We start from the raw sequence: 23,033 nt of genomic DNA, 5'->3' as shown, positions 1-23,033 counted from the left end.
CCGCGGATCATGGTCGCGACCCAGCCTGTCGATTTTCGGAAGGGTATGAACGGTCTCGTCGCATTGGTGGCGTCTACCCTGGCGTCCGACCCCTATTGCGGAGATATCTTCGTGTTTCGCGCCAAGCGGGGCGACCGTCTCCGGTGCCTATACTGGGATGGATCGGGAATGATCCTCGCGACCAAGTGGCTGGAAGATGGACGCTTCGCTTTTCCGCCGATCAAGGAGGGGGCGATGACGATGTCGCCCGAGCAGTTCGGCCTCCTGATCGCCGGCCTTGATTGGACACGGATCGGTACGAAGCAGCCAGCCTCGATCTGAGCGATCTCGCAGATATCCCGACTGCCGCAAACGATGACCGCCTGCCAAGCCATCCTTCAGCGCCACGTCGATCTGCCGGCCATAATATCGGCGCTCTTCCCAAGCATCTGCCTCGCTATGATGTTGTCATAGAGCCAGAGAGCAAGACATGCTCGTGCTGCGCGGGAGAAGTGCACCGCGTTGGAGAAACAACCACCGAAGCGCTCGATATCGTTCCTGCCATCCTCCGGGTAAAGCGGACCATTCGTCCCCGCTATGCCTGCCGGGCTTGCACGACCGGGATCACCCAGGCGCCAGCTCCGGCACGCTTCATGGATGGCGGGATGGCGACGACTGTGCTCGCAGCCCATGTCGTGACCTCAAAGTTCGCATGGCATCTTCCGCTCTACCGGCAGACCCAGATCTTTGCAGGACACGGGATTGTGCTGGATCGCGGAACACTCGGGTCTTGGGTCGCACATGTAGCATGGTGGCTGGAACCCCGCTACGACAGGCTTCTTGCCTTCATTCGATCTGAAGTGCCCCCGCTAAATTAGGCCACTTGGAACTGGAATTTTCCACTTATGATCCCTGATGGGAAGAAGAGGAGAATTCGATGAAGGCCTCGAAGTTTTCGGAAGCACAGATCGCATTCGTGTTGAAGCAGGCAGAGGATGGCACGCCGATCGGCGAGGTGTGCCGCAAGGCCGGGATTTCCGATGCGACCTTCTACAACTGGCGAAAAAATATGCGGGGCTGATGCCTTCGGAGATGAAGCGTCTGCGGCAGCTCGAAGAAGAGAATGCCAAGCTGAAGCGGATCGTCGCCGACCTATCGCTGGATAAGGCGATGCTGCAGGACGTGCTGTCAAAAAAGCTCTGAGGCCTGCTCGCAGGCGCAAGCTTGTCGACACAGTCAAGGCCGACTGGAAGGTCTCGATCCGGCGCGCATGCTCGGTGCTGAAGATCGATCGGTCGCTCTATGTCTACAAGTCTCGGCGCGGCGAGCAGGCCGAACTGAAGCTGAAGATCAAAGACATCTGCCAGACGCGGGTGCGTTATGGCTATCGGCGCGTTCATGTGCTGGTCAGGCGTGACGGATGGATGGTCAATCCAAAGCGAATCTATCGCCTTTACAAGGAGATGGGCCTGCAGCTACGCAACAAGGTTCCCAAGCGTCGCGTGAAGGCGAAGCTGCGCGCCGACCGCACGGAGCCGACGCATTCCAACCATGTCTGGGCTATGGACTTCGTTCACGACCAGCTGGCCACGGGCCGGAAAATCAGGGTTCTGACGGTTGTCGACACCTTCTCGCGCTTCTCGCCGACGGTCGATGCACGCTTCAATTACAAGGGCGAGGACGTGGTCCAAACGCTCGAACGGGTATGCCGGGAGGTCGGTTACCCTGCCACCATTCGTGTGGACAATGGCAGCGAATTCATCTCCCGAGACCTTGATCTGTGGGCCTATCATAAGGGCGTCGTGCTCGACTTCTCGCGACCAGGCAAGCCGACCGACAACAGCTACATCGAGAGTTTCAATGGCAAGTTCCGCGCCGAGTGCCTGAACGCTCACTGGTTCATGAGCCTTGACGACGCACGGGCAAAGATGGAGGATTGGCGTAGAGACTATAACGAGTTCCGGCCACATAGCGCGATCGGCAATAAGGTGCCGATTTCGCTCATGAACGGCTCATCGGCACCCCCGCCGCCTGAGCCCTAACCCCGGAAAATTCCAGCTCTCGCTGGCCCAAAATCGGGGTGCACTTCAAAAACCGCCGGAGCGAACTCAAAGCTGGATAAAACTTGGGGGCAAGGTCACCTCCATAGCATCGACAACGAAATCCATCCTCACTCAGCGCTGAAGATGGCCTCCCAAAGGGAGTTTATCAAAGCATTGTCTCAATAGCTGACCCGTCCGGTAAAATGGCGGCACTCCACACCGCAAACGACCAATTGTTACTTTTCAAGAAACTATACCTTTTATTTTCAACCGTAATCACTAACGTAAAGGGAAGCGTTCTCGTTGATACGAAATACGGGGAGAAGCTGATTCAACTTGGCTTTAGCGTTTCAGACTTCCGTAAGTCACCAGCTATTGCCACGGCTGGAATTCATCTCATAGAAGGCAATTTTTCGGACGGCCAAGAATGCAAAGCGAGATTATCATCGGAGGAAACTCTCATGTATCAGTGTTTGGGGTGCCTTTAGCACTTCCCGACAAGCAAAACAGGTTAGTCGAAGTGCACTATAACTCAGCTCGAATTAGGGTTCTTACAGGAGAGTGGCCACGTCGGGAAAGTTATTGGTCAGATTTAGTAGAAGTTAGCGAGGAAAAAAAAGTCGCATTACTCTGGAATGGAAATCAACATATGGCAAGATTTCTCTTCCAATCTGGCGATCCATTTGATTTCATAACAAAAAATGATCAATCTATAGATATAGAAAACTCAATTTTGATCCCGCAGACGGTAATCCGTGAAATCCTACATAAAAACTTCAATGAGTTGGACATTCTCTTAAAAAAATTAAAGTATGTAGGAAGCGACATTGTAGTTTGCGCTCCTCCGCCGCCAAAAGAAGATGACGGCTTCATAAGGAAAGTCCTCAAGAAAGAGAAATATTTCAGTGACTACGCTACCGCACGCCAACTCCCTCTTGATAGCATACCACTAACTCAACCACGCGTTCGGCTCAAGCTATGGAGCGTACTCTGCGATCTATATGCTGAAACATCGGCGCGCAACTCAGTTGCCTTCCTTCCGCCCCCATCCGATGCTATTGACAGCGCCGGATTTCTGAAACCAAGTTGCTACGCATACGATGTGACCCACGCGAATACCGAATACGGACGGCAAATTTGCGATCTCCTGATCGACCATTTTAGTCGATCTCATATTGAGAATTAGCGAACGACCATGCCACATCCATACAAACAGTACCCGCCGCGCCAATTTTGGTCTAAAGTTATCGATGGTCAACTTTCTATTGATGACCTCGTAGCCGCAGACAGAAACAAACCACTTCTTTTATTGGAAGACAAGATAGCGTCCGCCGGCAGCTGCTTTGCATCAAACATGATCCCATACATCGAGAGAAATGGATTTACGTATCTGAGGACAGAATACACTCATCCCGTATTCTCAGATATACCTGCAGAAAATATGGGCTATGCAAAGTTTAGCGCGGGATATGGGAATATCTATTCAGCCAGGCAATTTAAGCAACTCATCCTCAGAGCTATCGGGGAGTTTATTCCGCAGGAGGATCGTTGGTATTCTGACAGCAGGATTATCGATCCGTTCCGACCAGGCTTAAGATATCCGGCGATCTCCGATTATGAATTTGATGCTTTGACTACTCGACATTTAGCTGCAACCCGAGAGGCTTTTAGTAAATGCACGGTAATGATATACACATTGGGCCTAACTGAGGCATGGCGATCAAAAATTGACGGTGCCGTCTATCCAGCTTGCCCAGGAACGATCGCCGGCAAATTCGACCCAACACGCCATGAGTTTATAAATTTTTCTGTAGACGAAATTTGTGGTGACCTGGAGGAGGGAATCTCTCTCTTGAGAAAATTCAATCCAGCGTTAAGAATAATCCTCACAGTGTCTCCAGTTCCACTTGTCGCAACGGCTACAGACAAACACGTCTTACTTGCGACAACTCTGAGCAAGTCCGTATTGAGAGTTGCTGCAGAGCAGGTCACTAAAAATGTGTCCGACGTATTCTATTTTCCCGCCTACGAAATAATTACTGGCCCACAAGCACCAAGCAACTACTTTGCGACAGATAGGCGGAACGTCTCCGAGGAAGGAATAAACGCAGTGATGTCCATATTTCTTAGGTCTTGTGGTACTCATCAGGACAAAAAACACAAGCTGCTCGAAAAGCCATCCAATACAGAAACGCATCAATCGAATAGAATTATTGATATTGAGTGTGAAGAAGCGGCCCAAGACATAAGATTTAAGTATTATAACTGAATCTTAGCCCGGCCATAGCAAGAATATTTTGAAAGGCTCACAATATGCAATGTAGCGAAAGTTATTTCCAATGAGCCCGCAGCCAAATCAAAGTATGCGTGCTACATCTTTGGTCGCATGTAAAAACATGGCGAACGTAATGTTTGCAGTCATGCTTCGTGATATGCGAACCCGCTTTTTTAACCACGGGCTGGGCTTCATGATGGTACCACTATGGCCATTTGCACATATGGGTATCATTCTAGCCATCCACACCGCCGGCCACCGAGGCCCCCCTCCATATGGTGATAGTGCAGCTGTATTTTATATGACAGGAGTGCTTCCCTATCTAGCTTTTTCTTATGTGTCGCGATCAATGGCATTCTCGTTATTGACAAATAAGGCAATGCTGGCTTTCCCAATCGTTAACGTGGCGAATATCGTATTGGGGCGAGCATTTCTTGAAATACTTGCAGCTTTCGTAACTGTATTTCTAGTTACAATGTCTCTATCTGCAATCGGAGAGAATCCATTTCCAATCGACTGGGAACAAGCAACAGAAGCATACTTAGTAACCTTATTCTTAGCAATTGGGTGTGGATTTTTTGTATCCGTTATATCACTTATGGTACCATTTTTCCTTACAGTATACCAGTTACTAATTATTGCTCTCTATGTGTCATCCGGTGTTTTCTTTGTAGCATCTGACCTCCCTCCATCCATATCGTACATTTTATCATTTAACCCCCTCCTTGTATGTGTTGATTGGTTAAGGACGGCTTTTTTTGAAAGCTATAGCGACAAGTTAGTTGATAAGATGTTCGTTGTAAGCTTCGCTGCCTTTGCCTTACTTTTCGGTCTTCTTACTGATCGCCTGCTTAGGAGGCGAATGCTGGAGAATTAGCTCCATATAGCCATGGGATCGTAAAATGCCCTCAGTTATTACTGACAACAGCCGCCTCTCCAGAGCTGCGCAACAACTTTTAGTTTTTACATTTTTAATCGGCGCATTTCTGTTTCTCCCTGCCAAAGCGGATGCCGCCGCCTGTGGCTCAGAGATATACGCTGCCTTGCGTTCGCCCGACATCAAAACAGTCCAGCCTATTCAGATCCATTGTGACATCGCGCTATCAAAGAGTGATGTAGTTCGACAGAGATTATACTTCAATGGAAGTCAGTCTTCGGGCGTAACATTTGACTGCGGCGGGGCCACAATTGATGGAACTTTGCGCGACGCGCTAACAATTGCGATAGTATCACAACAGAGGCCAGATCACTCTTGGGACGCGCCTAAGGGAGTCACAATCAAAAATTGCACGATTAAAGGAGATCTGCGCGTTCAGGGATTAACTGCCAATGCACAGGGAGATTGGCTCCGACAATCATCAGTCCAGAAGGGCCATACAGAAAGGGCACAAGCTGATGCGCCTTCTGATATTACTCTGTCGAATATAGATTTTATATCAACCGGCCGAATTCCATTATACGTTGGAATTGGAACTACCGGCTTAACTCTGCTAAATTCTCACTTTTATGGGAAGCTTGCTGGAACCGCCATCTATATGGAAGCTGAGTCAGGCATGAATAAAATATTAGATAATACATTTGACATACAGTCAAACAGAGAAGATATAGCAGTAGATGGGTCTGCCAAAAATATTATTGCAAATAATACATTTATCAACGCGCGGAACGGTGGAATTTTTCTTTATAGAAATTGCGGGGAAAATGGTATTATACGCCACCAGCCTCCACAAGGCAACCTTATATTTGACAACACCTTCAAATATGCCCAAGGGACACGACCTGAACCTTCAATATGGCTTAATAGCAGGAACGGCAACAGTCCTGTATGCTCTAAAGATCCTAAATATCCGTTTGGCAGTAGCCTAAGCAACTTGGATTTTGCAAAGTTTAATATAGTTTCTGGAAATAGATTAATTGGCAACGTTGACATTAAGTCGATGATTAAAAATGATGATTCTTCGAACAATGTTCACGATAACATCGTATCTCCGCATTGATTGATTGTAACCGCCCGGTTGTCACCGCGGAAATTTTGCTTTGATGCGAGCAACAAGCTCTTTGTCGTCGACAAAGCCGTCGAGGAAGTCGCTCCATTCGTCGGGTGAGCGGCGGGCGTGTTTGAGCATCTGCTCCAGTTCGTCCATACCGTCGTCCGTCAGTGCGGTCACGGATTCGTCGTCTCCGGTGTACACGGAGATGATGCTGCCATAGCTCAGATTATCATCGTTAGAGACGATTGCCTGAAGCAGCTCCGGGTCCTCTTGGAGAATTTCGGCAACAAATTTGATTGTACGAACGTAGGTGACTGTCGCCATCAGGCTGCCTCGGCGGATGTTGTGACGAGCGGCGACCAGTTCCACGGAAGCAATTCATCTAACCGGTTGATCTTGTGATCGTGGATGCGATCGAGCACGTCAGCCAGATATGCCTGCGGGTCAAGGCCATTCATCTTGGCTGTCTCGATGATGGTCATGGCGCGTGCCAAGGTCTCCGCTCCCGTATCGGCTCCCGCGAAGAGCCAATTCCGTCTTCCGACGCCGATTGGGCGGAGTGCCCGCTCGGCAGCATTGTTGTCGATCGCAACGCGGCCGTCTTCGAGGAACAGGCAAAGCGAGGACCATCGGCTCAACCCGTAGCGGAACGCCGCAGCCAGATCGCTTTTTCCAGGAATGCGGGTCAATTGCGCTTCCGCCCAAAGCCGCAATGCTTCGACCTTTGCCTTGCTCTGGCTTTGACGCGCAGTAAGTCGGACTTCAGGCGGCTGGCCGTTGATGCCTCGCTCGATGTCGTAAAGCGCTCCGATACGATCGAGAGCCTCTCGCGCGATCTCGGACTTGTTCGATGTCCAGATATCGTGGAAGTCGCGTCGCCAGTGGGCCCAACAGGCCGCTTCCTTGAAGCGAGATTCTCCCTTTTCTCCAGGCGAATATAGTTTGCCATATCCTTTGTAGCCATCAGCCTGAAGGACGCCGCTTGATTGCTTGAGGTGGCGGTGGACGTGCTCTTCTTTCCAGTCGGGAGCAAAATAGTAGACTGCACCAGGCGGTGAGCTTCCTGCCCATGGACGCTGATCGCGGACATACGTCCAGAGCCTGCCCTTCTTCACGCCTTTGCCCAACCCCTTGTCTCGTAGCGAGCGATCCAGCACCCGGATTGGCGTGTCGTCGGCATGAAGGAGATCACTTGCCATGATCGCCGTTTCGATCCGTTCGATGAGAGGCTGGAGCACCTGCATCGCACGACCACACCAATCGACCATCGTGCTGTCGGGAATGTCGGCGCCCATGCGTGCAAAGATTTCGTTCAGCCGATACAGTGGTAAATGGTCGTCGAACTTCGAGACCAGAATGTACGCCAGGAGGCCGGCCCCCGCCATGCTGCCCGGTATCGGACGGCTGGGCGCAGGTACCTGCACCATCTTCTCGCAGCAGCGGCAGGACTTCTTCAATCGAGCAACCTCGATGACTTTCATCTGCGCGGCAATCATGTCGAGGATTTCGCTGACGTCCTCGCCGACGAGACGCAATTCACCGCCGCATTCCGGGCAGCAGGAACCAGGATCGAGCTCCCGGCGTTCGCGAACTGCCTTGTCCGAGACGCGTGGCCGGCGGCGCATGATCTTTTCAGACGGATCCGACGGGAGCGCAACGGACGACGCACCATCAGCTTCATCGATCGGCGCCGAATTGCCTTCAGAAGCGGCGATCAGAAGATCCTCAAGCGCCAGTTCCAGCTGCTCGATTTCACGCTCGATCTTTTCAGAGGACTTCCCGAAGACCTGTTTCTTCAGCTTGGCGATGCGCAGCCGCAGTGTTTGGATTAACTGGTCGTGCGCTTGCAACGTCGCCGACATCTTCGCATTATCCGCCAGCAAAGCGGCAATCATTGCCTTGAGAAAGGCTGGATCGTCCGGAAGATCTGTCGGAGTGTTTGACATGATCCTGACTACCATATGTCAGGAGAAATTTCCATAAAAACGAGTTGTTTCAGTGGGATAAAATCACCCGACACGGGCCGGTGGCGCACCCCAGTCAGGTCGTCGCCAATCAATCCCTTCCCACAACATCGCCAGTTGAGCCGACGTCAGCCGCGCCGTCCCATCTGACGCCGAAGGCCAAGGGAAACGACCTTTCTGCATGATCTTGTAATACAGGCAGAAGCCTTGGCCATCAAAATACAGCAGCTTCAAACGATCGCCTCGTTTGCCCCGAAAGGCAAAGACCGCGCCGCCCGTCGGCTTTTGACGCAAGACATCCTGCGCAAGTGCAGCCAAGCCCTCTATTCCTTTGCGCATGTCCGTGATCCCGCACGCAAGATAGACCCGAACGCCGGTCCCAGGCCCGATCATGCCGCTTCCACCGCCCGGATGAGCTGCGTCAGGGCGGCCGTATCGACCGCGATGCCGAAGTGAAGGGTGCGGCCGCAGCTCAATCGCAGTTCGATCATCCCAGCGCGGCTCTCCCTCCCGTCCTGAACATCCGTCTGCACGGCATTCACGTCGATGGGAATGAACAATGCATGGGAAGACACCGAGAGAAGCCCCTTCTTCTTCAGCTCGCTGCGCCAGGCGTAAATCTGCTGGCGCGTGATGTCGTGCCGATGGGCAACCTCTGTGATTGTCGCTCCACCATCCCCAACTGACATGATAATGGCGAGCTTCTCATCGTCGCGCCATCGACGCCGACGTTCCTGCCCAAGAATCTCAACGCGCATCGCCATCCCCGCATAAGACACGTCGCTAACGACGTCGTTAAATACGTGTCTTAGGTCATCGATGCGTTAGACGGCAGGCGGGGCCAATCGGACGGTTACGATTGATTTAACAGCATGTGAGTCTTCCACGACTCAAGTCGTGTGAACTACACCCCATTTCGACCGGACAGTCGGCATAAGCAGAAATGCTCAAGTACAGGCTTATGTCTAGGGAGTATCGTTGAACTGCTGACGGGGATGTTTCGCCGCAGGCGTTGAACATCCGAGCACAAGCTGACCATCATTGAGCACGGTTTTGAACCAGGCGAGACGCTATCTTCATCTTCCACCACTTCGTCTCGAAGAGCTGGCTTGGTTTGCTCTGAGCCCGAAGATTGGACCGCCGGAAGCTGAAGTTTTGGCTCTGATTGCTCTGAGACCAAAGTTTGGACCGCCGGAAGCTGGAGTTTTCCGGTAACTGCTCTGAGACCAAACCTTGGATCGCCGGGAACTGGAGTTTTCCGGCTCTGATCACGATGGCTGGCTGGTTGAGCCACCGGGATTATGCAGGTCAATCGGGACGTTATATCCGATCGCCGAGTGAGGACGTTCCTCGTTGTAGTATCGACGCCAAGTCTCCAACTTTTCGCGCGAATCCGCAAGGGTCAGGAACCAATGGGCGTTCAAGCACTCCGCTCGGAGCTTACTATTGAAGGCCTCGATGAAGCCATTGTCCGTTGGTTTTCCGGGTCGTGAGAAGTCCAGGGTGACATCGTTGGCATAGGCCCACAGGTCGAGATCACGGGAGATGAATTCGCTGCCGTTGTCCACCCTGATCGTCTTCGGATAGCCGGTGTTCCGGCAGATGCCTTCCAGCGTCTGGACGACATCCTCGCCGCGGTAGGTGAAGCGTGCATCGGCTGCAGGGCAGTAGCGCGAGTGCGTGTCGACCACGGTGAGTATCCGTAGCTTCTTGCCGGTTGCAAGCTGGTCGTGAACGAAGTCCATCGCCCAGACATCGTTCGGCCCAACGGCCTCCTGACGATCGTCTCTGAGCTTTGCCTTCACTCTTCGCTTTGGATGCTTGTTCCGCAGCTGAAGGCCTAACTCGCTGTAAATCCTGCGTGTCTTCTTCATGTTGATCTTCCAGCCATCTCGACGCAGGTGCACATGGACACGCCGGTAGCCATACCGTACGCGTGTCTCGCAAATCTCCTTGATGCGTCGTTCGAGTGGGGCCTGTCCGGTGCGGCGGGATTTGTAATGGTAGGTCGACGTGTCGAACCTCAGGACCTTGCAGGCCCGTCGGATTGAGATGCCCCAGTCCATCAGCATCCCGTCGATCAGCTTGCGCTGCCGGACAGGCCTCAGAGCTTTCGGCGGATGACGTCCTGCAGCATCTCGCGGTCCAGCGTCAAATCAGCGACGATCTTCCTTAGCCGAGAATTCTCATCTTCCAGTGCCTTCAATCGACGCATCTCGTCGGGCAGCAGGCCCGCATACTTCTTGCGCCAATTGAAATAGGTCGCCTGGCTGATCCCGGCCTTGCGGCAAATCTCTGCCACAGGCACGCCGTCGTCGCCCTGCTTCAGAATGAACGCCTTCTGGGCGTCCGAAAACTTCGATGCCTTCATCGCTTCCGCTCCTGTTCCCAACCGGGAAGTTATCGCGGAAAACTCCAGTTATAAACGATCCAGTTTTTGGGGATCAGAGCATGATCACGATGACGGGTATCAGAGCAAGGCTCAGCGCAAAGACCAAATCAAACTAACCGACTCATCCGGCGAAAAGGGGAGCACTCCAGCGAGGTAACGCAGCTCCATTGCTACATTTGTTCATCAGGGCTTTTTTCCAATAACTCGATACACCGCTTCACATCGCTAAATGGTAATTTTCGGACAAATTCGAATTCTCTTTCCCACCAAGCAGTTCTCAACAGACCGGCAATTACATCATCTTCGAAGCGCATTTTAATCAGCCTTGCGGGAGAACCTCCTACAATAGCGTACGGTGGCACGTCTTTAGTCACCGTTGAGTTAGCGGCCACTATTGCTCCCGTCCCAATTGTCACTCCGGCTAGGATGATGGCTTGTCCACCGATCCACACATCATGACCAATCGTCGTCTTAGGGTGAGCTACGTGACTTACTAGCGCTCCGGTCCCATAGTACTTTGTTCTCGGAAACCAACCATTACCAAGAACGAACCCATGTGTTGACAGAGCCTGCGTCGGGTGTTGCGCAACACCAATCTCCACCTGTCTTCCAGCACTAAAATACCGGCCGATTACGGTATTGCTGTATACGATAGTACCTATGTTGAGGAAGCCGAAGCGACCAATCGACGAGCCTTTGTGCAGCTCAGCTCGAGGTCTGAAGTGTACCGGGTACTCGACGTCTCCAAGACAAACACTTTCCTTCGAAAAAGTCGACTCTGGGTCGCTCATGAATCCCCCTATTTTTTTGCGCTGGCAAACGCTTTATCGATTCCCGCCGTTATGTCGCGACCATCTTGTTATAATAAAAAATGAATCCAGGAGTAAGCCGATATATTTACTTGCGCATCGTCTTTCTTATATATTCATAAATCATGTAAACTCCCTTAGCTTGCGCCATTCCTGATCCGATAGAATCTTCTCCCCGATCATGTCTTTCGTTCAACGATGTGGGCTGAGCGACGGCTTTTGGCTCCGATTTTTTTTCAGCTGTATCTACCTTCTTAAGCGCCTTCTTTATGCCACCTAGTTGCACTTTGCACCAAAATAAGTCAGGTCCAGCGACAAAACCCAATTTAAAATCTTCTGGTTTTACGTCATTTGTCAAACGGGTTGTAATGTGAAAGCCGCAACGCACTGGAAGGCTAGGGTGAACCTTCTTAACGTCTGGCCGATCGAACAAATCGGTAGGGTTACCTAATTCGTCTCCTATAAGCGCAACAAAATCGACCGCCGGCCTTCTTTCACGACGCCCCACCCAGCCGCGAACAGTCAGTTCTCGTTCACTACCATTCATTTCAACTGAAACTTTGTCGATGTGTCCCAAGATCGAATTGTCTACCTCGTTCATATTTTCCGAAAGAACCTTAAGCTTGCGATAACGAGTCGCCCTTTCAGTCTCCGCGTCCAACATTCTAGCCCCATGGGAAACGTTGGAAACTAAGATCGAAAGAAACTGGCGGGACGTCATTTCGGGCTTATAGGCAGACAAAAGAACCGTCAGCACCTCACCAGCCACTTTCGGTCGATAAGGATGGAAATAGTGACGCAATAGCATGCTAGACAGTCTGTCAGGGTTAAGTTCTTCCAGCGAAACTCTTCCTGTTTTCAGGAAATTGAGTCCCGCCGCTTTCAAATTTCTTCCGACATCGTATGCCGCATCTCCATATACAAGTCCCGGTACACCCAACAAAAGAGCCTCGAAACAAACTGAGCTATTTATTGAACAAACTGCAGAAGCCTTAGATATTAGGCGAATAAACTGCTCGCTACCGAGAGCTCTATCCAATATCTCCACGTTATCGAATTTTCTTGCGTAATCTAATGCCTCAATTTCAAAAACTAAATTTATCGGACGACCGATTGAACCGGGATGACCCTTTACAAAGACCTTGTATCCTTGACCTAAGATTGGCGGGAGAATTTCCTCAAGAAACGCTTTTGGACTACTAAACTTGGAATGGTCAACTGTATTAAGGTCATCCCGCAACTGCAGAGCAATTACCACAAACGGGTCTTCGGGAATTGGAAAATTATCTTCCTTCCAATCGAGAGTGTGCTCCATAATTAGTGCTGCTGGAGGTACCTCCAATAAAGCAGAGGACGACCACGTCTCTTTTGGAACTATGCCTTTTTTTGGGTAATCGTTTAAATTGTATGTGATCGCGGTTGAGTTGCCATTAGTGCCATTACAATCTATGTAGAAAGTTTCGGGAAATGGTGATCGCGTTGGCCCGAGCTCAAAATGAAAGACGGCCAGACCGTTCGCTTTCGCGAAACTTCGTACTGCACCATTTTCAGACCAAATTAACACCGCGTCGAACTCAAATAGTGTGCGCAAACGCTTTAGGATTCCTAAATAGAAATCCGAGAGGTCCCCTTTGCCAGTAGTGAGCCCCGATCGCCTATCTATCTCTGCTTCCGTCCATTCGCAGAGCGACTTATCGATAAACTCGTTTTCGAACGACGTAGGTTGCAATAACCTTTCACCATAGTCTGTCGCGATCTTAAGTTCTTGCAGTACATATTCATTCGAAAACAGCTTCCAATTCAAATCAGGCGACATTGAATTAAGCATGTCTGCCATAAATTTAGCCACTGAATAATATTCAGTAAACGAGTTTCTAATAGGATGCGGCTCAGCGTAAATAAGAATATTTTTTATCATTTCACGAAATTCTTTCCAGCCATTTCAGTGCAACTGTATCTGAGTCGACCAATCGGCAAACTGCTTTCGCCGCGTTTTCGACTTGCCGTTCACTAAGCTCAAAAGGTCGCAAGAGCGCCTCGGACCATTCATCGAAACCATTAACTTTGCGCAAAAGAGGGGATTCAAATCGCTCTATATCGGGTATAGGCGTAGCAACAACGGCACAGCCAACTGCCGCTGCTTCAAAGAACTTCAAGCCGCTCTTACATCTAGTAAAATTATTAATTTCTAGCGGAGCAATAACAGTTTGAACTTGGGCCATAACCGCTGGAAGCTGATGGAAAGGTACGACTTGCTTTCTGTGCTCGATCCTAGCCTCAAAACCCTTAAAAGGATCGGGCAACTTTATGGGCCCTAATATTAGCATCCTAGCATGCTTATCAGCCTTCAAAGCCTCAACAATCGCAGGAGCAATCGAGGCTAGGTCTGAATCGTGTGTTGCCGTTCCCGCAAAGTAGCCGAAACGATAGGCACGATCTTTATTAGACACCTTTGTTCGATATATATTTGCAATGCCTTGGAAGGCAGGATCCAGCGAGTTGGAAGAGACTACAACATTCTTTGGAGTAAATATTCGGAATACTTCATCCGCAAGCGGACTAGTCGACAATGAAAAATTTGAGAAATATCGTGATGCACTAGCGTTCCTTGCCAAAAATCGAGCAGTATCTGTCAGCGATACTCCTCTAAACCGATGAGCAGGCATGAGTTTAGCAAAGCGGACATCGAATATAAAATCGTCAAAATCAGCTACAATTTTTTCAGATTGCTGTTTTTTATGCAGAAAATTACCTAATATATCGCTTATCATAGGGCGATGAAAAATATATCTATCAAAATCACCAAGCAAATCTATATTTTTTTCAAATCTACTTTGAGAAATAACTGAAACTTTTAGACCATTTCGAGCTAAAGCAGCAGCAACATTAAAGCAGCGATAGCGCGTTGATGGATCCATGAACGGGCGATCTACTTGAGTTGTATGGCTTATAAAGAGTATTGAGCGCAAATTTACACCCTGAATCCTTGATTGAATTGGTCCAATTAACTGTACTACGCAGTGATTGTAAACCCTTATCGGCATCACCCTAATCACTTATTGCATAACCTGCATCTACACCGGCTTTTACAAGGTCAGGCACTAATAAGGGCCATACTTGCGCGGAGGACATATCATTCAAGCTCCGAGTCCCTCTCTTTAACAGGAAGGCCAATACCCATCGCTTACAGAGATGACAGAATTGCACTCGTCGGCTATACCGAGCGCGACTCAAGCAGGAGGAACGCCAGATGAGAAATTTCGGCTCAAACTAACGCTGAACGGCACCGCCGATTCCGGGCTGCTGTTCAGTCCGTCCTTCTCCCATCTTATCCTCGTCGATGCCCATGGAGGGCATTCATGCTACGTCGATTCTTTTCCTATTATGCACGTTATAAAAGGCTGTTTTTCCTCGACTTCGGCTGCGCGGTACTTGCAGGCCTGCTCGAGCTCGGCTTTCCGCTGGCGGTTAAGCTGTTCATCGATCAGTTGCTTCCGAGCCGCGACTGGGGTCTTATTTTCGGCACGGCGGCGTTGCTGCTCGTCGTCTACGCGGTGAACACCGGCCTTTCGGCGATCGTCAACTATTGGGGGCATGCGCTCGGCATCTCGATCGAGTCCGACATGCGGAGGCAAGCCTTCGACCATATCCAGAAGCTGTCCTTCCGCTATTTCGATAACAACCGCACCGGCAATCTGATCACCCACGTCACCAGGGATCTCGAGGAGGTGGGCGAGATTGCGCATCATGGCCCCGAGGACATGTTCATCGCAATCATGACCTTCATAGGCGCCTTTCTTTTGATGTTCAGCGTCCATTGGAAACTGGCGCTGCTGACGACGACCATCGTGCCTTTCATGACATGGCTGGTCAGCCGCTACGGCTCCAAGATGACCCTGAATTCGCGCAGCCTCTTTGGCAAGGTCGGCAACTTCAACACGCGCATGCAGGAAACCGTCGGCGGCATCCGCGTGGTGAAGGCTTTTGCCAACGAGCGATATGAGAGCCAGCTGTTTGCCAGCGACAACGAGGACTACAAGGCGACCAAGCTGGACGGCTATGCCTATATGACGGCGAGCATCGCGCTCAGCTACTTCAGCACGCGCCTGGTGCAGCTCATCGTCATGATGGCTGGCACCTGGTTCGTGATATCGGGTGAACTGAGCTATGGCGGCTTTATCAGCTTCCTGTTGCTCATCAATGTCTTCTTTCGGCCGATCGACAAGATCACGTCTGTGATCGAGACCTATCCCAAGGGCATCGCCGGCTTCAAACGCTTCCTGTCCCTGATCGACACGGAGCCGGACCTTGCCGATCGGCCGAACGCGATTGCCGCCGATCATCTCAAAGGCGATATCGCCTACAAGAACGTCGCTTTCGGCTATTCCGACCAGGCTGCGATCTTCACGGATCTCAGCCTGACGATCGCCGCCGGCGAGACCGTAGCATTCGTCGGCGCCTCCGGCACCGGCAAGACCACCATCTGCTCGCTTCTGCCGCGCTTCTACGACGTGACATCGGGTAGCATCACGATCGACGGCATCGATATCCGTGACATGACGCAAGCCTCGTTGCGCAGCCAGATCGGCATCGTGCAGCAGGACGTCTTCCTGTTCGGCTCGACCATCCGCGAGAACATCGCCTATGGAAAGCTCGGTGCAACCGACGAGGACATTATGAAGGCGCTCCAGCGGGCCTCGCTCGATGAATTCGTGCGCTCCTTGCCCGGCGGCCTCGATACGCCAACGGGCGAGCGCGGCGTCAAGCTTTCAGGCGGACAGAAGCAACGCCTCGCGATCGCCCGCATTTTCCTGAAAGACCCGCCGATCCTCATCCTCGATGAGGCCACCTCGGCACTCGATACGGCCACCGAATACGCGATCCAGCAAGCCTTGTCGGAGCTTGCGAAAGGGCGAACCACGTTGGTCGTCGCGCACCGGCTGTCGACGGTCCGCAACGCGGACCGCATCATCGTCATGGGCGATAATGGCGTCATCGAGCAAGGCTCGCATGACGAGCTGCTCGCTCGTCGCGGCGCTTATGCGCGGCTGCACAATGCGCAGTTCGGTCTCTATGCCTGATCTGCATGCAGCAGGAGCTATACAGAGGAGCCGAGGTTCAACGCCTCGGTCTCCATCATATCCCCGGCGGATCGACCATATTCGAGCGACTACGCATTCGGGCGATTGAGCAACGGCCTCGATCTACCCGGTTGACCTCGTGCTGAAGGAGGCTTGTCAGGGCGATCACTGAAAATCGAACACGCTTAAGCCCGCGGCCATTTCATCGAGGCCAAGCGGGCGCGTGACAGGCGGCTCGGCTCTCGCCAGACAGCCCTGGCGTTCGCATAGACGACAGGCCGGACCGATCAAGACATCGGCGGCGCCCAGCGCTTTCCCATAAATCACCTCGTCGCGATGGGCGATGTCACAGCCGAGGAGAAGCGCCGTGCGGCGGACCCTTTCCCCGAAATCGGCCTGCGGCCCGTCGATCGTCCGCGATATCGTGAGAAAACCCATGCTGTCGGGCATTTGCGCCGCGTCCACCAAGATCTGTCCTGGCTGAGCGAAGGCGGCATGGATGTTGAGCTTGGGACAGCCGCCACCAAAGCGCGCCTGCGGAAAACCCTGGGCGCCTGCCTTGCGCAGACGATGGCCGGCGGTGTCGATCTCCATCAGGAAAAATGGGATGCCCGCGGCGCCCGGACGCTGCAGGCAGGTCAGTCGTGTGGCGGCCTGCTCATAAGACACGCCGAAGCGGGCACCGAGACCATCGATATCATAATGCATACGCTGTGCTGCCGAAAGATAAGCCCCATAGGGCATCAGAAGCGCATGTGAGGCGTAGCGCGCCAGTTCGAAGCGGGCGATGCGATTGGCCTCCGGCGTGGACAGCGCAAGTGCATCGAGTTCAGCCGCAATTTCCTCTCGCATAGCCAGAAGAGAAACTTCGGTCGCTATCTCCCGCAGTTGATCGAAAGGCGACAGCCTCTCCGACAGGAAAAGCCGCATGGAATGGCGATCATAGCGCCGGCGCAGGCCGGGCATGGCGCGCACCGGCAACAGGCGCACCGCGATACCGTGCTCCCCCTTCAGCCAGGCTTTCAACGCGGCGAGCATATCGTCGCCCGGGGAAAGGCGTTCATGCAAGGCCTCGGCGGCATCCTCGATGCGAAGGAAACAATTGGCGCGCGATTGCAGACGGTCATGCACCTCGTCGAGCGGCAGGCGCGGCCCGGCGATGTCGGCAACTCTGCCGTCGCGGGACAGAAGCTCAGCAAGATCGGACAGCCTTGCCGCCTGCTCGCGATAGGCACGATAAAGCCGGATCATGCCGTTTGCCGCATTCGGCGCGGCTTCGGCAAGCTCGATCAGTTCCTGATCGCCAGGGATCTCGCCGGCAAGCAAGGGATCGGCAAACACTTCACGCAATTGCCCCGCACTACCGCCCTGCTCACCCTGCAGTTCGTCGAGATCGACCTTATAGACCGCCGACAGCTTCAACAGCAGTTGCACAGTCAGCGGCCGCTGATTGCGCTCGATGAGATTGAGATAGGACGGCGAGATGTCGAGCGCCTGCGCCATCATCGTCTGCGTCAGGCCGAGCCCCATGCGAATGCGTCGAACCCGCGGCCCGGCAAAAATCTTCCGCTCAACCATATGTCAAACCCTTTACAAAATTCTGCCGGTTCGAAATTTACAAGATTTACAATTTTACTGTGAGTTGATGTCAATGACAACACATCCTAACCCTTTTATATAGCGGGAAACTCCGGTTCTCATAGTCACAACAGCATCGATATTGTAAAAACAGTCATGCGATCAAGATCCATCGCAGGATCGAAAAAAGGTATCAGGAGGACTGCATGACAGATTTTTACAAACTGGTTCCAAGCGCGCCCGCCGGGCGCTTCGATGGTATCGAGCGCCCTTATAAGGCCGAGGATGTGGAGCGGTTGCGCGGATCGATCACCATCCGCCACTCGCTGGCCGAAATGGGTGCGAACCGGCTCTGGCAGCTCATTCATGAGGAAGACTTCGTCAATGCGCTCGGCGCACTGTCCGGTAACCAGGCCATGCAGATGGTTCGCGCCGGATTGAAGGCGATCTATCTTTCCGGATGGCAGGTCGCGGCCGACGCCAATACGGCCTCTGCCATGTACCCGGACCAGTCCCTCTATCCAGCCAATGCAGGTCCGGAACTGGCGAAGCGCATCAATCGAACCCTGCAACGGGCCGACCAGATCGAAACCGCCGAGGGGAAAGGGTTGTCCGTCGATACCTGGTTTGCCCCGATCGTCGCGGATGCGGAAGCAGGTTTCGGTGGCCCGCTTAACGCCTTCGAGATCATGAAAGCCTATATCGAGGCGGGCGCCGCCGGCGTTCATTTCGAGGATCAGCTGGCATCGGAGAAGAAGTGCGGCCACCTAGGCGGCAAGGTTCTCATTCCGACGGCTGCTCATATCCGCAACCTCAACGCAGCCCGGCTGGCTGCCGACGTCATGGGCGTGCCGACCCTCGTGGTTGCGCGCACGGATGCGGAAGCAGCCAAGCTCCTGACGTCGGATATCGACGAGCGCGACCAGCCCTTTGTCGATTATGACGCCGGCCGCACGGTCGAAGGCTTCTATCAGGTCCGCAACGGTATCGAGCCTTGCATTGCCCGCGCCATCGCCTACGCGCCGCACTGCGATCTCATCTGGTGCGAGACGTCGAAGCCGGATCTCGAACAGGCACGGCGGTTCGCCGAAGGTGTGCATCGCGTCCATCCGGGCAAGCTGCTCGCTTACAATTGCTCGCCGTCGTTCAACTGGAAGAAAAATCTGGACGCTGCGACGATCGCCAAGTTCCAGCGGGAGCTGGGCGCGATGGGCTACAAGTTCCAGTTCATCACGCTTGCCGGCTTCCACCAGCTGAATTTCGGCATGTTCGAGCTTGCCCGCGGCTACAAGGCCCGCCAGATGGCCGCCTATTCCGAGCTGCAGCAGGCCGAATTTGCCGCCGAGGCCAACGGTTACACCGCCACAAAACACCAGCGCGAAGTGGGCACCGGCTATTTCGATGCCGTGTCGCTGGCGATCACCGGCGGCCAGTCATCGACAACCGCCATGCACGGATCGACCGAACATGCCCAGTTCAAGCCGGCAGCAGAGTGATATCGAGATCATAGGAGGAGAATGAAATGCCATCCATAGCACGCGTTCGCGAGAGGGCCGAGGAGCAATCTCTCACCATGAATACCGATCAGCAAGCGGTCATCCGCATGTTGGCCAACGAGCTGCATCGCCTCAATCAGGCCGTCATGAATGCGGTCGAGGCCGGCGTTTCCGTCGAGCTTGTCCGCTCGGCACGCCACCATGGCGGTAACGGCAATTGGGGCGATCTGCTGATCCCCGTCGTCGTCGCCAATGCCGTGCATCCGGCCTGACCCGCCACATTGTCGAGCCAAAGCCAGGGCCGCGCCGTGCTTCAACGGCCGGCCCGTTTTCATCGCCCGTCCTCATGGCCCGATCAGGCCACGACGTAATCGCCGAGGCCGACAAACCACCTCGACATCAAGCGGCCAAACGTTATCCCGTCCCATTTGCCTTGCAAGCCAGGTCTCCACGCGGGTGACATTTACTTGCAGTGCGCTGGGGCCTTGAGCGTCTGCACCAACCGCTCGATCAGGGGGCCATAACGCTTCTGCTCGGAAGCCGGATATTCAATCGAGAAATTTCCCATGGCATCGTCACAAAGTGCGATCTCGCGCATATAGAGAATGCGGTCGTCTTTGATCCCGGAGAAGCTCGCCCAGGCGGGCCCTCGCTTCTCGTAGGTGAACTTCCAGCCCTTTTCGGCTTGCAGCTTGCGCCTGAGGTCGCTTTCTGCCCTGAAGCTGTCTTCGGTGATGTTATTGCCCCAGACAGACAATTTCACCGAGCCATCTACACTCTCCAGTCCTACACCATCGCCGTTGTCCGGGATCAGCACCGTCTTGAAATCCGACGGCAGGTCGATCACGTAGCCAAAGCGGCCGTTTTCGTACGGTGTGAAGCTGGCGGCGTTTGCGGACGTGGCGAAAGCGCAGGCAAGAAAGATTGCGCGCAGGAACATGTGATTCCTCCTAAGGTGTCTCCGTTACGAGACCTAGCGAACACACGGCCATGGTCAATGCTCTTCGTGCGAACTGGCACAATGACTGATATCGGGCGCAACGCTGCGGTGAGTGCAGCCGTCGGGGATGGCATATCCTGCCGAATTCTGAAAAAGCTGCTGCAAGCGAGAGCAAGGGCGGCGGCCAACCGACCGTTGGCCACCGCAATTTCCCATGATCAGAAGGGATAGTGTTGTGCCGGATCTTCGATGGTGATCCAGCGCAGATCCGTGAATTCGGCAATAGCCGCCTTGCCGCCGAAACGGCCATAGCCGCTGCCCTTCACGCCACCGAACGGCATTTGCGCCTCGTCATTCAAGGTCGGGCCATTGATATGGCAGATACCGGACTGGATACGGCTGGCGACGGCAAGCGCCCGCTGCACGTCGCGGCTGAAGACGGCGGACGAGAGGCCGTATTCGGTATCGTTGGCGACACGCACGGCCTCGTCCTCATCTGCCACACGGATGATCGGCTTTACCGGCCCGAAGGATTCTTCGGCGTAAACGCGCATATCCGGCGTGACAAAATCGAGCAAGGTCGCCTCGACCACCGTGCCGGTGCGCTTGCCGCCAGCCACCAGTCTGGCGCCCTTGGCCTGCGCGTCCGCGATCAGCTCTTCCATCTTCTTCGCCGCCTCCAGGCTGATCAGCGAGCCGAGGACGACATGGCCGCGCGGATCGCCCGCGGGCAGAGCCCCGGCGCGCGCGGCAAGCTTGGCAACGAAAGCGTCGGCGATCGCCTGATGCACGATGATACGCTCGGTCGACATGCAGATCTGGCCCTGATGCATGAAGGCGCCGAAGATTGCCGCATTGACGGCGCCATCGATATCCGCATCCTCCAGCACGACCAGCGGCGCCTTGCCGCCAAGCTCCAGGAGAGCGGGCTTCAGATGCTTGCCGCTCAGCTCTGCGATGATCTTGCCGACCTTGGTCGATCCGGTGAAATTGACGCGGCGGACGCCTGGGTGGGCAATCAGCGCTTCGACGATCTGAGGCGCATCCTCGGGCGCATTGGTGATGACGTTGATGACGCCGGCAGGCAAGCCGGCCTCCGTGAGCGCCGTTGCGATCAGCCGCTGCGTGCCGGGGCACTGTTCGGAAGCCTTCAGGATCACGGTATTGCCGCAGGCAATCGGCATGGCAATCGCGCGCGTCGCAAGGATCACCGGCGCGTTCCAGGGCGCAATGGCGAGGCAGACACCGGCCGCCTGGCGCACGCCCATGGCGAGCGTGCCCGGCTTGTCGGATGGAATGATCTCGCCGCCGATCTGCGTCGCCATTGCCGCAGCCTCGCGCAGGATATTGGCCGCCAGCATGACGTTGAAGCCCGCCCAGGGTGCCGTTGCGCCTGTCTCCTCCATCATCAGCTTCGTGAACTCGCCGACCTTCGCATCCATGATGTCGGCCGCCTTCGCCAGGATCGCGCGCCGCGGGCCGGGGCCGGTGCTCGACCAGCCGGAAAAGGCATTGGATGCCGCCTCGATCGCGGCGGCGACATCCTCCAGCCCTGCTGCCGGCGCCGTGCTGGCCAGCTCTCCCGTGAAGGGATCCAGGCGGTCATAGGTCCGCCCGCTGGCCGCCGGCCTGTCAGCGCCATTGATGAGAAGCGAAATGTTCATCTCTTGTCTCCTGATGAGGATGCTATGCTAAAAAACCGAGCACGTCGGCATTGATGGAGGCCTCCAATCCGCCGTCAACCGGAAGATTGGCGCCGTTTATCCAGCGCGCGCCGTCCGAGCACAAGAACAGGATTGCAGGCGCGATATCGGCCGACGTCCCGGCTCGACCGACCCGGGTGATATCGCTATCGACACGGGCATCGCCGAGCACCGCACGGAATTGTTTCAGGATCGGCGTCTCGACCGGCCCCGGACTGACGGCGTTGACGCGAATGCCGCGATCCTTGAAGCGTGGCTGGTGCGCGGCACGCATCGTCCAGAGCAGAAGCAGCTCCTTGGAGAGCGGATAGCCCTCCTCGTTCTTCAGGCCATGGTCGCTGACGAGAGACGCCACGTCCGGAAAGCCTTCGATGCCTGTCAACGTCTTCGCCCTTTCCAGATTGGCGCGCCAGCCATAGCCGGCGATCGAGGCGACATTGACGATCGCTCCACCCTCGCGCAGGCGAGGCGCGACGGCTTCCGAAAGAGCGCGAAGGCCATAAAAATTGACCGCCAGCGTCGCCGTGATGCCGGTGCTTCCGGAAAGTCCGGCGACATTGGCCAAGGCATCGATGCGATGGGGCAGCTGCCTGACGATCTCCTGAACGCCGGCCGCGGTCGCGATGTCTCCCTTGATGAAGGCGCTGACACCCGAAGACGGTTCGCGGATGTCGACGCCGATGACGTCGGCACCCATTTGCCCCGCAAGCTCGGCGGCGCGTGCACCGATACCAGAGGCAACGCCTGTAATGAGGATGGTCTTGCCGAAAAGCATGATTTCAC

20 protein-coding genes and 2 pseudogenes are annotated in these 23,033 nt (G+C 54.1%); 10 read left to right on the top strand and 12 right to left on the bottom strand.

Annotated features, from left to right (window positions below):
• Window positions 1-9: 9 nt before the first annotated feature.
• The 7 genes and pseudogenes from tnpB (GR212_RS20515) (at window position 10) to GR212_RS20485 (ending at window position 6,293) form a co-directional block, all read left to right on the top strand.
• The gene (gene tnpB / locus GR212_RS20515) at window positions 10-321 is read left to right on the top strand and encodes an IS66 family insertion sequence element accessory protein TnpB (protein ID WP_163988904.1); all 312 of its coding nucleotides are present in this window, start codon (window positions 10-12) and stop codon (window positions 319-321) included.
• Window positions 306-839: pseudogene (locus GR212_RS20510) on the top strand (IS66 family transposase); the annotation flags it as partial. The gene tnpB (GR212_RS20515) and the pseudogene GR212_RS20510, both read left to right, overlap by 16 nt.
• A gap of 77 nt (window positions 840-916) precedes the next feature.
• Window positions 917-2,021: pseudogene (locus tag GR212_RS20505) on the top strand (IS3 family transposase).
• Window positions 2,022-2,448: 427 nt separating this feature from the next.
• Entirely contained in the window at window positions 2,449-3,207 is a 759-nt protein-coding gene (locus GR212_RS20500; RefSeq protein WP_163988803.1) for a hypothetical protein, read from the top strand.
• Between the two features lie 9 nt (window positions 3,208-3,216).
• A complete protein-coding gene (locus tag GR212_RS20495; RefSeq protein WP_163988801.1) occupies window positions 3,217-4,290 on the top strand; it encodes a GSCFA domain-containing protein in 1,074 nt (357 codons plus the stop codon).
• Between the two features lie 70 nt (window positions 4,291-4,360).
• Entirely contained in the window at window positions 4,361-5,173 is an 813-nt protein-coding gene (locus GR212_RS20490; protein ID WP_163988799.1) for an ABC transporter permease, read from the top strand.
• A 25-nt stretch (window positions 5,174-5,198) separates the two neighbouring features.
• Window positions 5,199-6,293: a right-handed parallel beta-helix repeat-containing protein gene (locus tag GR212_RS20485; RefSeq protein ID WP_163988797.1), complete on the top strand. Its 1,095-nt coding sequence runs from the start codon at window positions 5,199-5,201 to the stop codon at window positions 6,291-6,293.
• A gap of 21 nt (window positions 6,294-6,314) precedes the next feature.
• Here the strand turns inward: GR212_RS20485 and GR212_RS20480 are convergent, their stop codons facing one another.
• The 8 genes from GR212_RS20480 to GR212_RS20445 form a co-directional block, all read right to left on the bottom strand.
• Entirely contained in the window at window positions 6,315-6,611 is a 297-nt protein-coding gene (locus GR212_RS20480) for a hypothetical protein (RefSeq protein WP_163988795.1), read from the bottom strand.
• Complete coding sequence (tnpC, locus tag GR212_RS20475; protein ID WP_163988902.1) at window positions 6,611-8,233, bottom strand: IS66 family transposase; 1,623 nt, start codon at window positions 8,231-8,233, stop codon at window positions 6,611-6,613. Before tnpC ends, GR212_RS20480 begins: the two co-directional genes overlap by 1 nt.
• 63 nt (window positions 8,234-8,296) lie before the next feature.
• A complete protein-coding gene (gene tnpB, locus GR212_RS20470; protein ID WP_163988794.1) occupies window positions 8,297-8,644 on the bottom strand; it encodes an IS66 family insertion sequence element accessory protein TnpB in 348 nt (115 codons plus the stop codon).
• On the bottom strand, window positions 8,641-9,009 hold the full coding sequence (tnpA, locus tag GR212_RS20465; protein WP_163988792.1) for an IS66-like element accessory protein TnpA: 369 nt from the start codon (window positions 9,007-9,009) through the stop codon (window positions 8,641-8,643). The genes tnpB (GR212_RS20470) and tnpA overlap by 4 nt, the downstream gene beginning before the upstream one ends.
• A gap of 510 nt (window positions 9,010-9,519) precedes the next feature.
• Window positions 9,520-10,622 (bottom strand): IS3 family transposase gene (locus GR212_RS20460; RefSeq protein WP_163988791.1). Its coding sequence is split into 2 segments (ribosomal slippage): window positions 9,520-10,361 and window positions 10,361-10,622, totalling 1,104 coding nucleotides; the frame shifts between segments, so codons are not numbered across the junction.
• Window positions 10,623-10,813: 191 nt separating this feature from the next.
• A complete protein-coding gene (locus GR212_RS37545; RefSeq protein WP_163988790.1) occupies window positions 10,814-11,434 on the bottom strand; it encodes a CatB-related O-acetyltransferase in 621 nt (206 codons plus the stop codon).
• A 106-nt stretch (window positions 11,435-11,540) separates the two neighbouring features.
• Window positions 11,541-13,370, bottom strand: a complete 1,830-nt coding sequence (locus GR212_RS20450) for a GT99 family glycosyltransferase N-terminal domain-containing protein (RefSeq protein ID WP_163988789.1) — start codon at window positions 13,368-13,370, stop codon at window positions 11,541-11,543.
• Window position 13,371: 1 nt separating this feature from the next.
• Window positions 13,372-14,370 carry a glycosyltransferase gene (locus GR212_RS20445; RefSeq protein ID WP_163988788.1) on the bottom strand — a complete coding sequence of 333 codons (999 nt, stop codon included), beginning with the start codon at window positions 14,368-14,370 and terminating at the stop codon, window positions 13,372-13,374.
• 441 nt (window positions 14,371-14,811) lie between these two features.
• Here GR212_RS20445 and GR212_RS20440 point away from each other — a divergent pair, with 441 nt between their 5' ends.
• Window positions 14,812-16,533 (top strand): ABC transporter ATP-binding protein, encoded by a 1,722-nt coding sequence (locus tag GR212_RS20440; RefSeq protein WP_163988787.1) that lies wholly within the window; start codon window positions 14,812-14,814, stop codon window positions 16,531-16,533.
• A gap of 165 nt (window positions 16,534-16,698) precedes the next feature.
• On the opposite strand, the gene GR212_RS20435 is transcribed toward GR212_RS20440, so the two are convergent.
• Window positions 16,699-18,111, bottom strand: a complete 1,413-nt coding sequence (locus GR212_RS20435; protein WP_163988786.1) for a helix-turn-helix domain-containing protein — start codon at window positions 18,109-18,111, stop codon at window positions 16,699-16,701.
• 206 nt (window positions 18,112-18,317) lie between these two features.
• On the opposite strand from GR212_RS20435, the gene aceA reads away from it, so the two are divergent.
• Window positions 18,318-19,607, top strand: a complete 1,290-nt coding sequence (gene aceA / locus GR212_RS20430) for an isocitrate lyase (protein ID WP_163988785.1) — start codon at window positions 18,318-18,320, stop codon at window positions 19,605-19,607.
• A 26-nt stretch (window positions 19,608-19,633) separates the two neighbouring features.
• A complete protein-coding gene (locus GR212_RS20425) occupies window positions 19,634-19,879 on the top strand; it encodes an SMc00767 family acetate metabolism repressor (RefSeq protein ID WP_163988784.1) in 246 nt (81 codons plus the stop codon).
• Between the two features lie 191 nt (window positions 19,880-20,070).
• On the opposite strand, the gene GR212_RS20420 is transcribed toward GR212_RS20425, so the two are convergent.
• The 3 genes from GR212_RS20420 to GR212_RS20410 form a co-directional block, all read right to left on the bottom strand.
• A complete protein-coding gene (locus GR212_RS20420) occupies window positions 20,071-20,547 on the bottom strand; it encodes a hypothetical protein (protein WP_163988781.1) in 477 nt (158 codons plus the stop codon).
• Between the two features lie 218 nt (window positions 20,548-20,765).
• Window positions 20,766-22,211, bottom strand: a complete 1,446-nt coding sequence (locus GR212_RS20415) for an aldehyde dehydrogenase (protein WP_163988779.1) — start codon at window positions 22,209-22,211, stop codon at window positions 20,766-20,768.
• Between the two features lie 22 nt (window positions 22,212-22,233).
• Complete coding sequence (locus tag GR212_RS20410; protein WP_163988777.1) at window positions 22,234-23,025, bottom strand: coniferyl-alcohol dehydrogenase; 792 nt, start codon at window positions 23,023-23,025, stop codon at window positions 22,234-22,236.
• Window positions 23,026-23,033: the final 8 nt, after the last annotated feature.

The organism is Martinezella lusitana (assembly GCF_010668395.1).
Classification (GTDB): domain Bacteria; phylum Pseudomonadota; class Alphaproteobacteria; order Rhizobiales; family Rhizobiaceae; genus Rhizobium; species Rhizobium lusitanum_A.
Note: the sequence above shows the minus strand (reverse complement) of the source record. Positions and strands in the feature narration are given on the sequence as shown.

Excerpts from the sequence above, each read along its gene's own strand:
- GR212_RS20485 (WP_163988797.1), top strand. The coding sequence starts at position 5,199 with ATGCCCTCAGTTATTACTGACAACAGCCGCCTCTCCAGAGCTGCGCAA.
- GR212_RS20440 (WP_163988787.1), top strand. The coding sequence starts at position 14,812 with ATGCTACGTCGATTCTTTTCCTATTATGCACGTTATAAAAGGCTGTTT.
- GR212_RS20445 (WP_163988788.1), bottom strand. The coding sequence starts at position 14,370 with ATGGATCCATCAACGCGCTATCGCTGCTTTAATGTTGCTGCTGCTTTA.
- GR212_RS37545 (WP_163988790.1), bottom strand. The coding sequence starts at position 11,434 with ATGAGCGACCCAGAGTCGACTTTTTCGAAGGAAAGTGTTTGTCTTGGA.
- GR212_RS20490 (WP_163988799.1), top strand. The coding sequence starts at position 4,361 with ATGAGCCCGCAGCCAAATCAAAGTATGCGTGCTACATCTTTGGTCGCA.
- GR212_RS20495 (WP_163988801.1), top strand. The coding sequence starts at position 3,217 with ATGCCACATCCATACAAACAGTACCCGCCGCGCCAATTTTGGTCTAAA.
- GR212_RS20450 (WP_163988789.1), bottom strand. The coding sequence starts at position 13,370 with ATGATAAAAAATATTCTTATTTACGCTGAGCCGCATCCTATTAGAAAC.
- GR212_RS20435 (WP_163988786.1), bottom strand. The coding sequence starts at position 18,111 with ATGGTTGAGCGGAAGATTTTTGCCGGGCCGCGGGTTCGACGCATTCGC.
- aceA (WP_163988785.1), top strand. The coding sequence starts at position 18,318 with ATGACAGATTTTTACAAACTGGTTCCAAGCGCGCCCGCCGGGCGCTTC.
- GR212_RS20500 (WP_163988803.1), top strand. The coding sequence starts at position 2,449 with ATGCAAAGCGAGATTATCATCGGAGGAAACTCTCATGTATCAGTGTTT.
- tnpB (WP_163988794.1), bottom strand. The coding sequence starts at position 8,644 with ATGATCGGGCCTGGGACCGGCGTTCGGGTCTATCTTGCGTGCGGGATC.
- GR212_RS20420 (WP_163988781.1), bottom strand. The coding sequence starts at position 20,547 with ATGTTCCTGCGCGCAATCTTTCTTGCCTGCGCTTTCGCCACGTCCGCA.
- GR212_RS20480 (WP_163988795.1), bottom strand. The coding sequence starts at position 6,611 with ATGGCGACAGTCACCTACGTTCGTACAATCAAATTTGTTGCCGAAATT.
- tnpA (WP_163988792.1), bottom strand. The coding sequence starts at position 9,009 with ATGCGCGTTGAGATTCTTGGGCAGGAACGTCGGCGTCGATGGCGCGAC.
- GR212_RS20410 (WP_163988777.1), bottom strand. The coding sequence starts at position 23,025 with ATGCTTTTCGGCAAGACCATCCTCATTACAGGCGTTGCCTCTGGTATC.
- GR212_RS20425 (WP_163988784.1), top strand. The coding sequence starts at position 19,634 with ATGCCATCCATAGCACGCGTTCGCGAGAGGGCCGAGGAGCAATCTCTC.
- GR212_RS20415 (WP_163988779.1), bottom strand. The coding sequence starts at position 22,211 with ATGAACATTTCGCTTCTCATCAATGGCGCTGACAGGCCGGCGGCCAGC.
- tnpB (WP_163988904.1), top strand. The coding sequence starts at position 10 with ATGGTCGCGACCCAGCCTGTCGATTTTCGGAAGGGTATGAACGGTCTC.
- tnpC (WP_163988902.1), bottom strand. The coding sequence starts at position 8,233 with ATGTCAAACACTCCGACAGATCTTCCGGACGATCCAGCCTTTCTCAAG.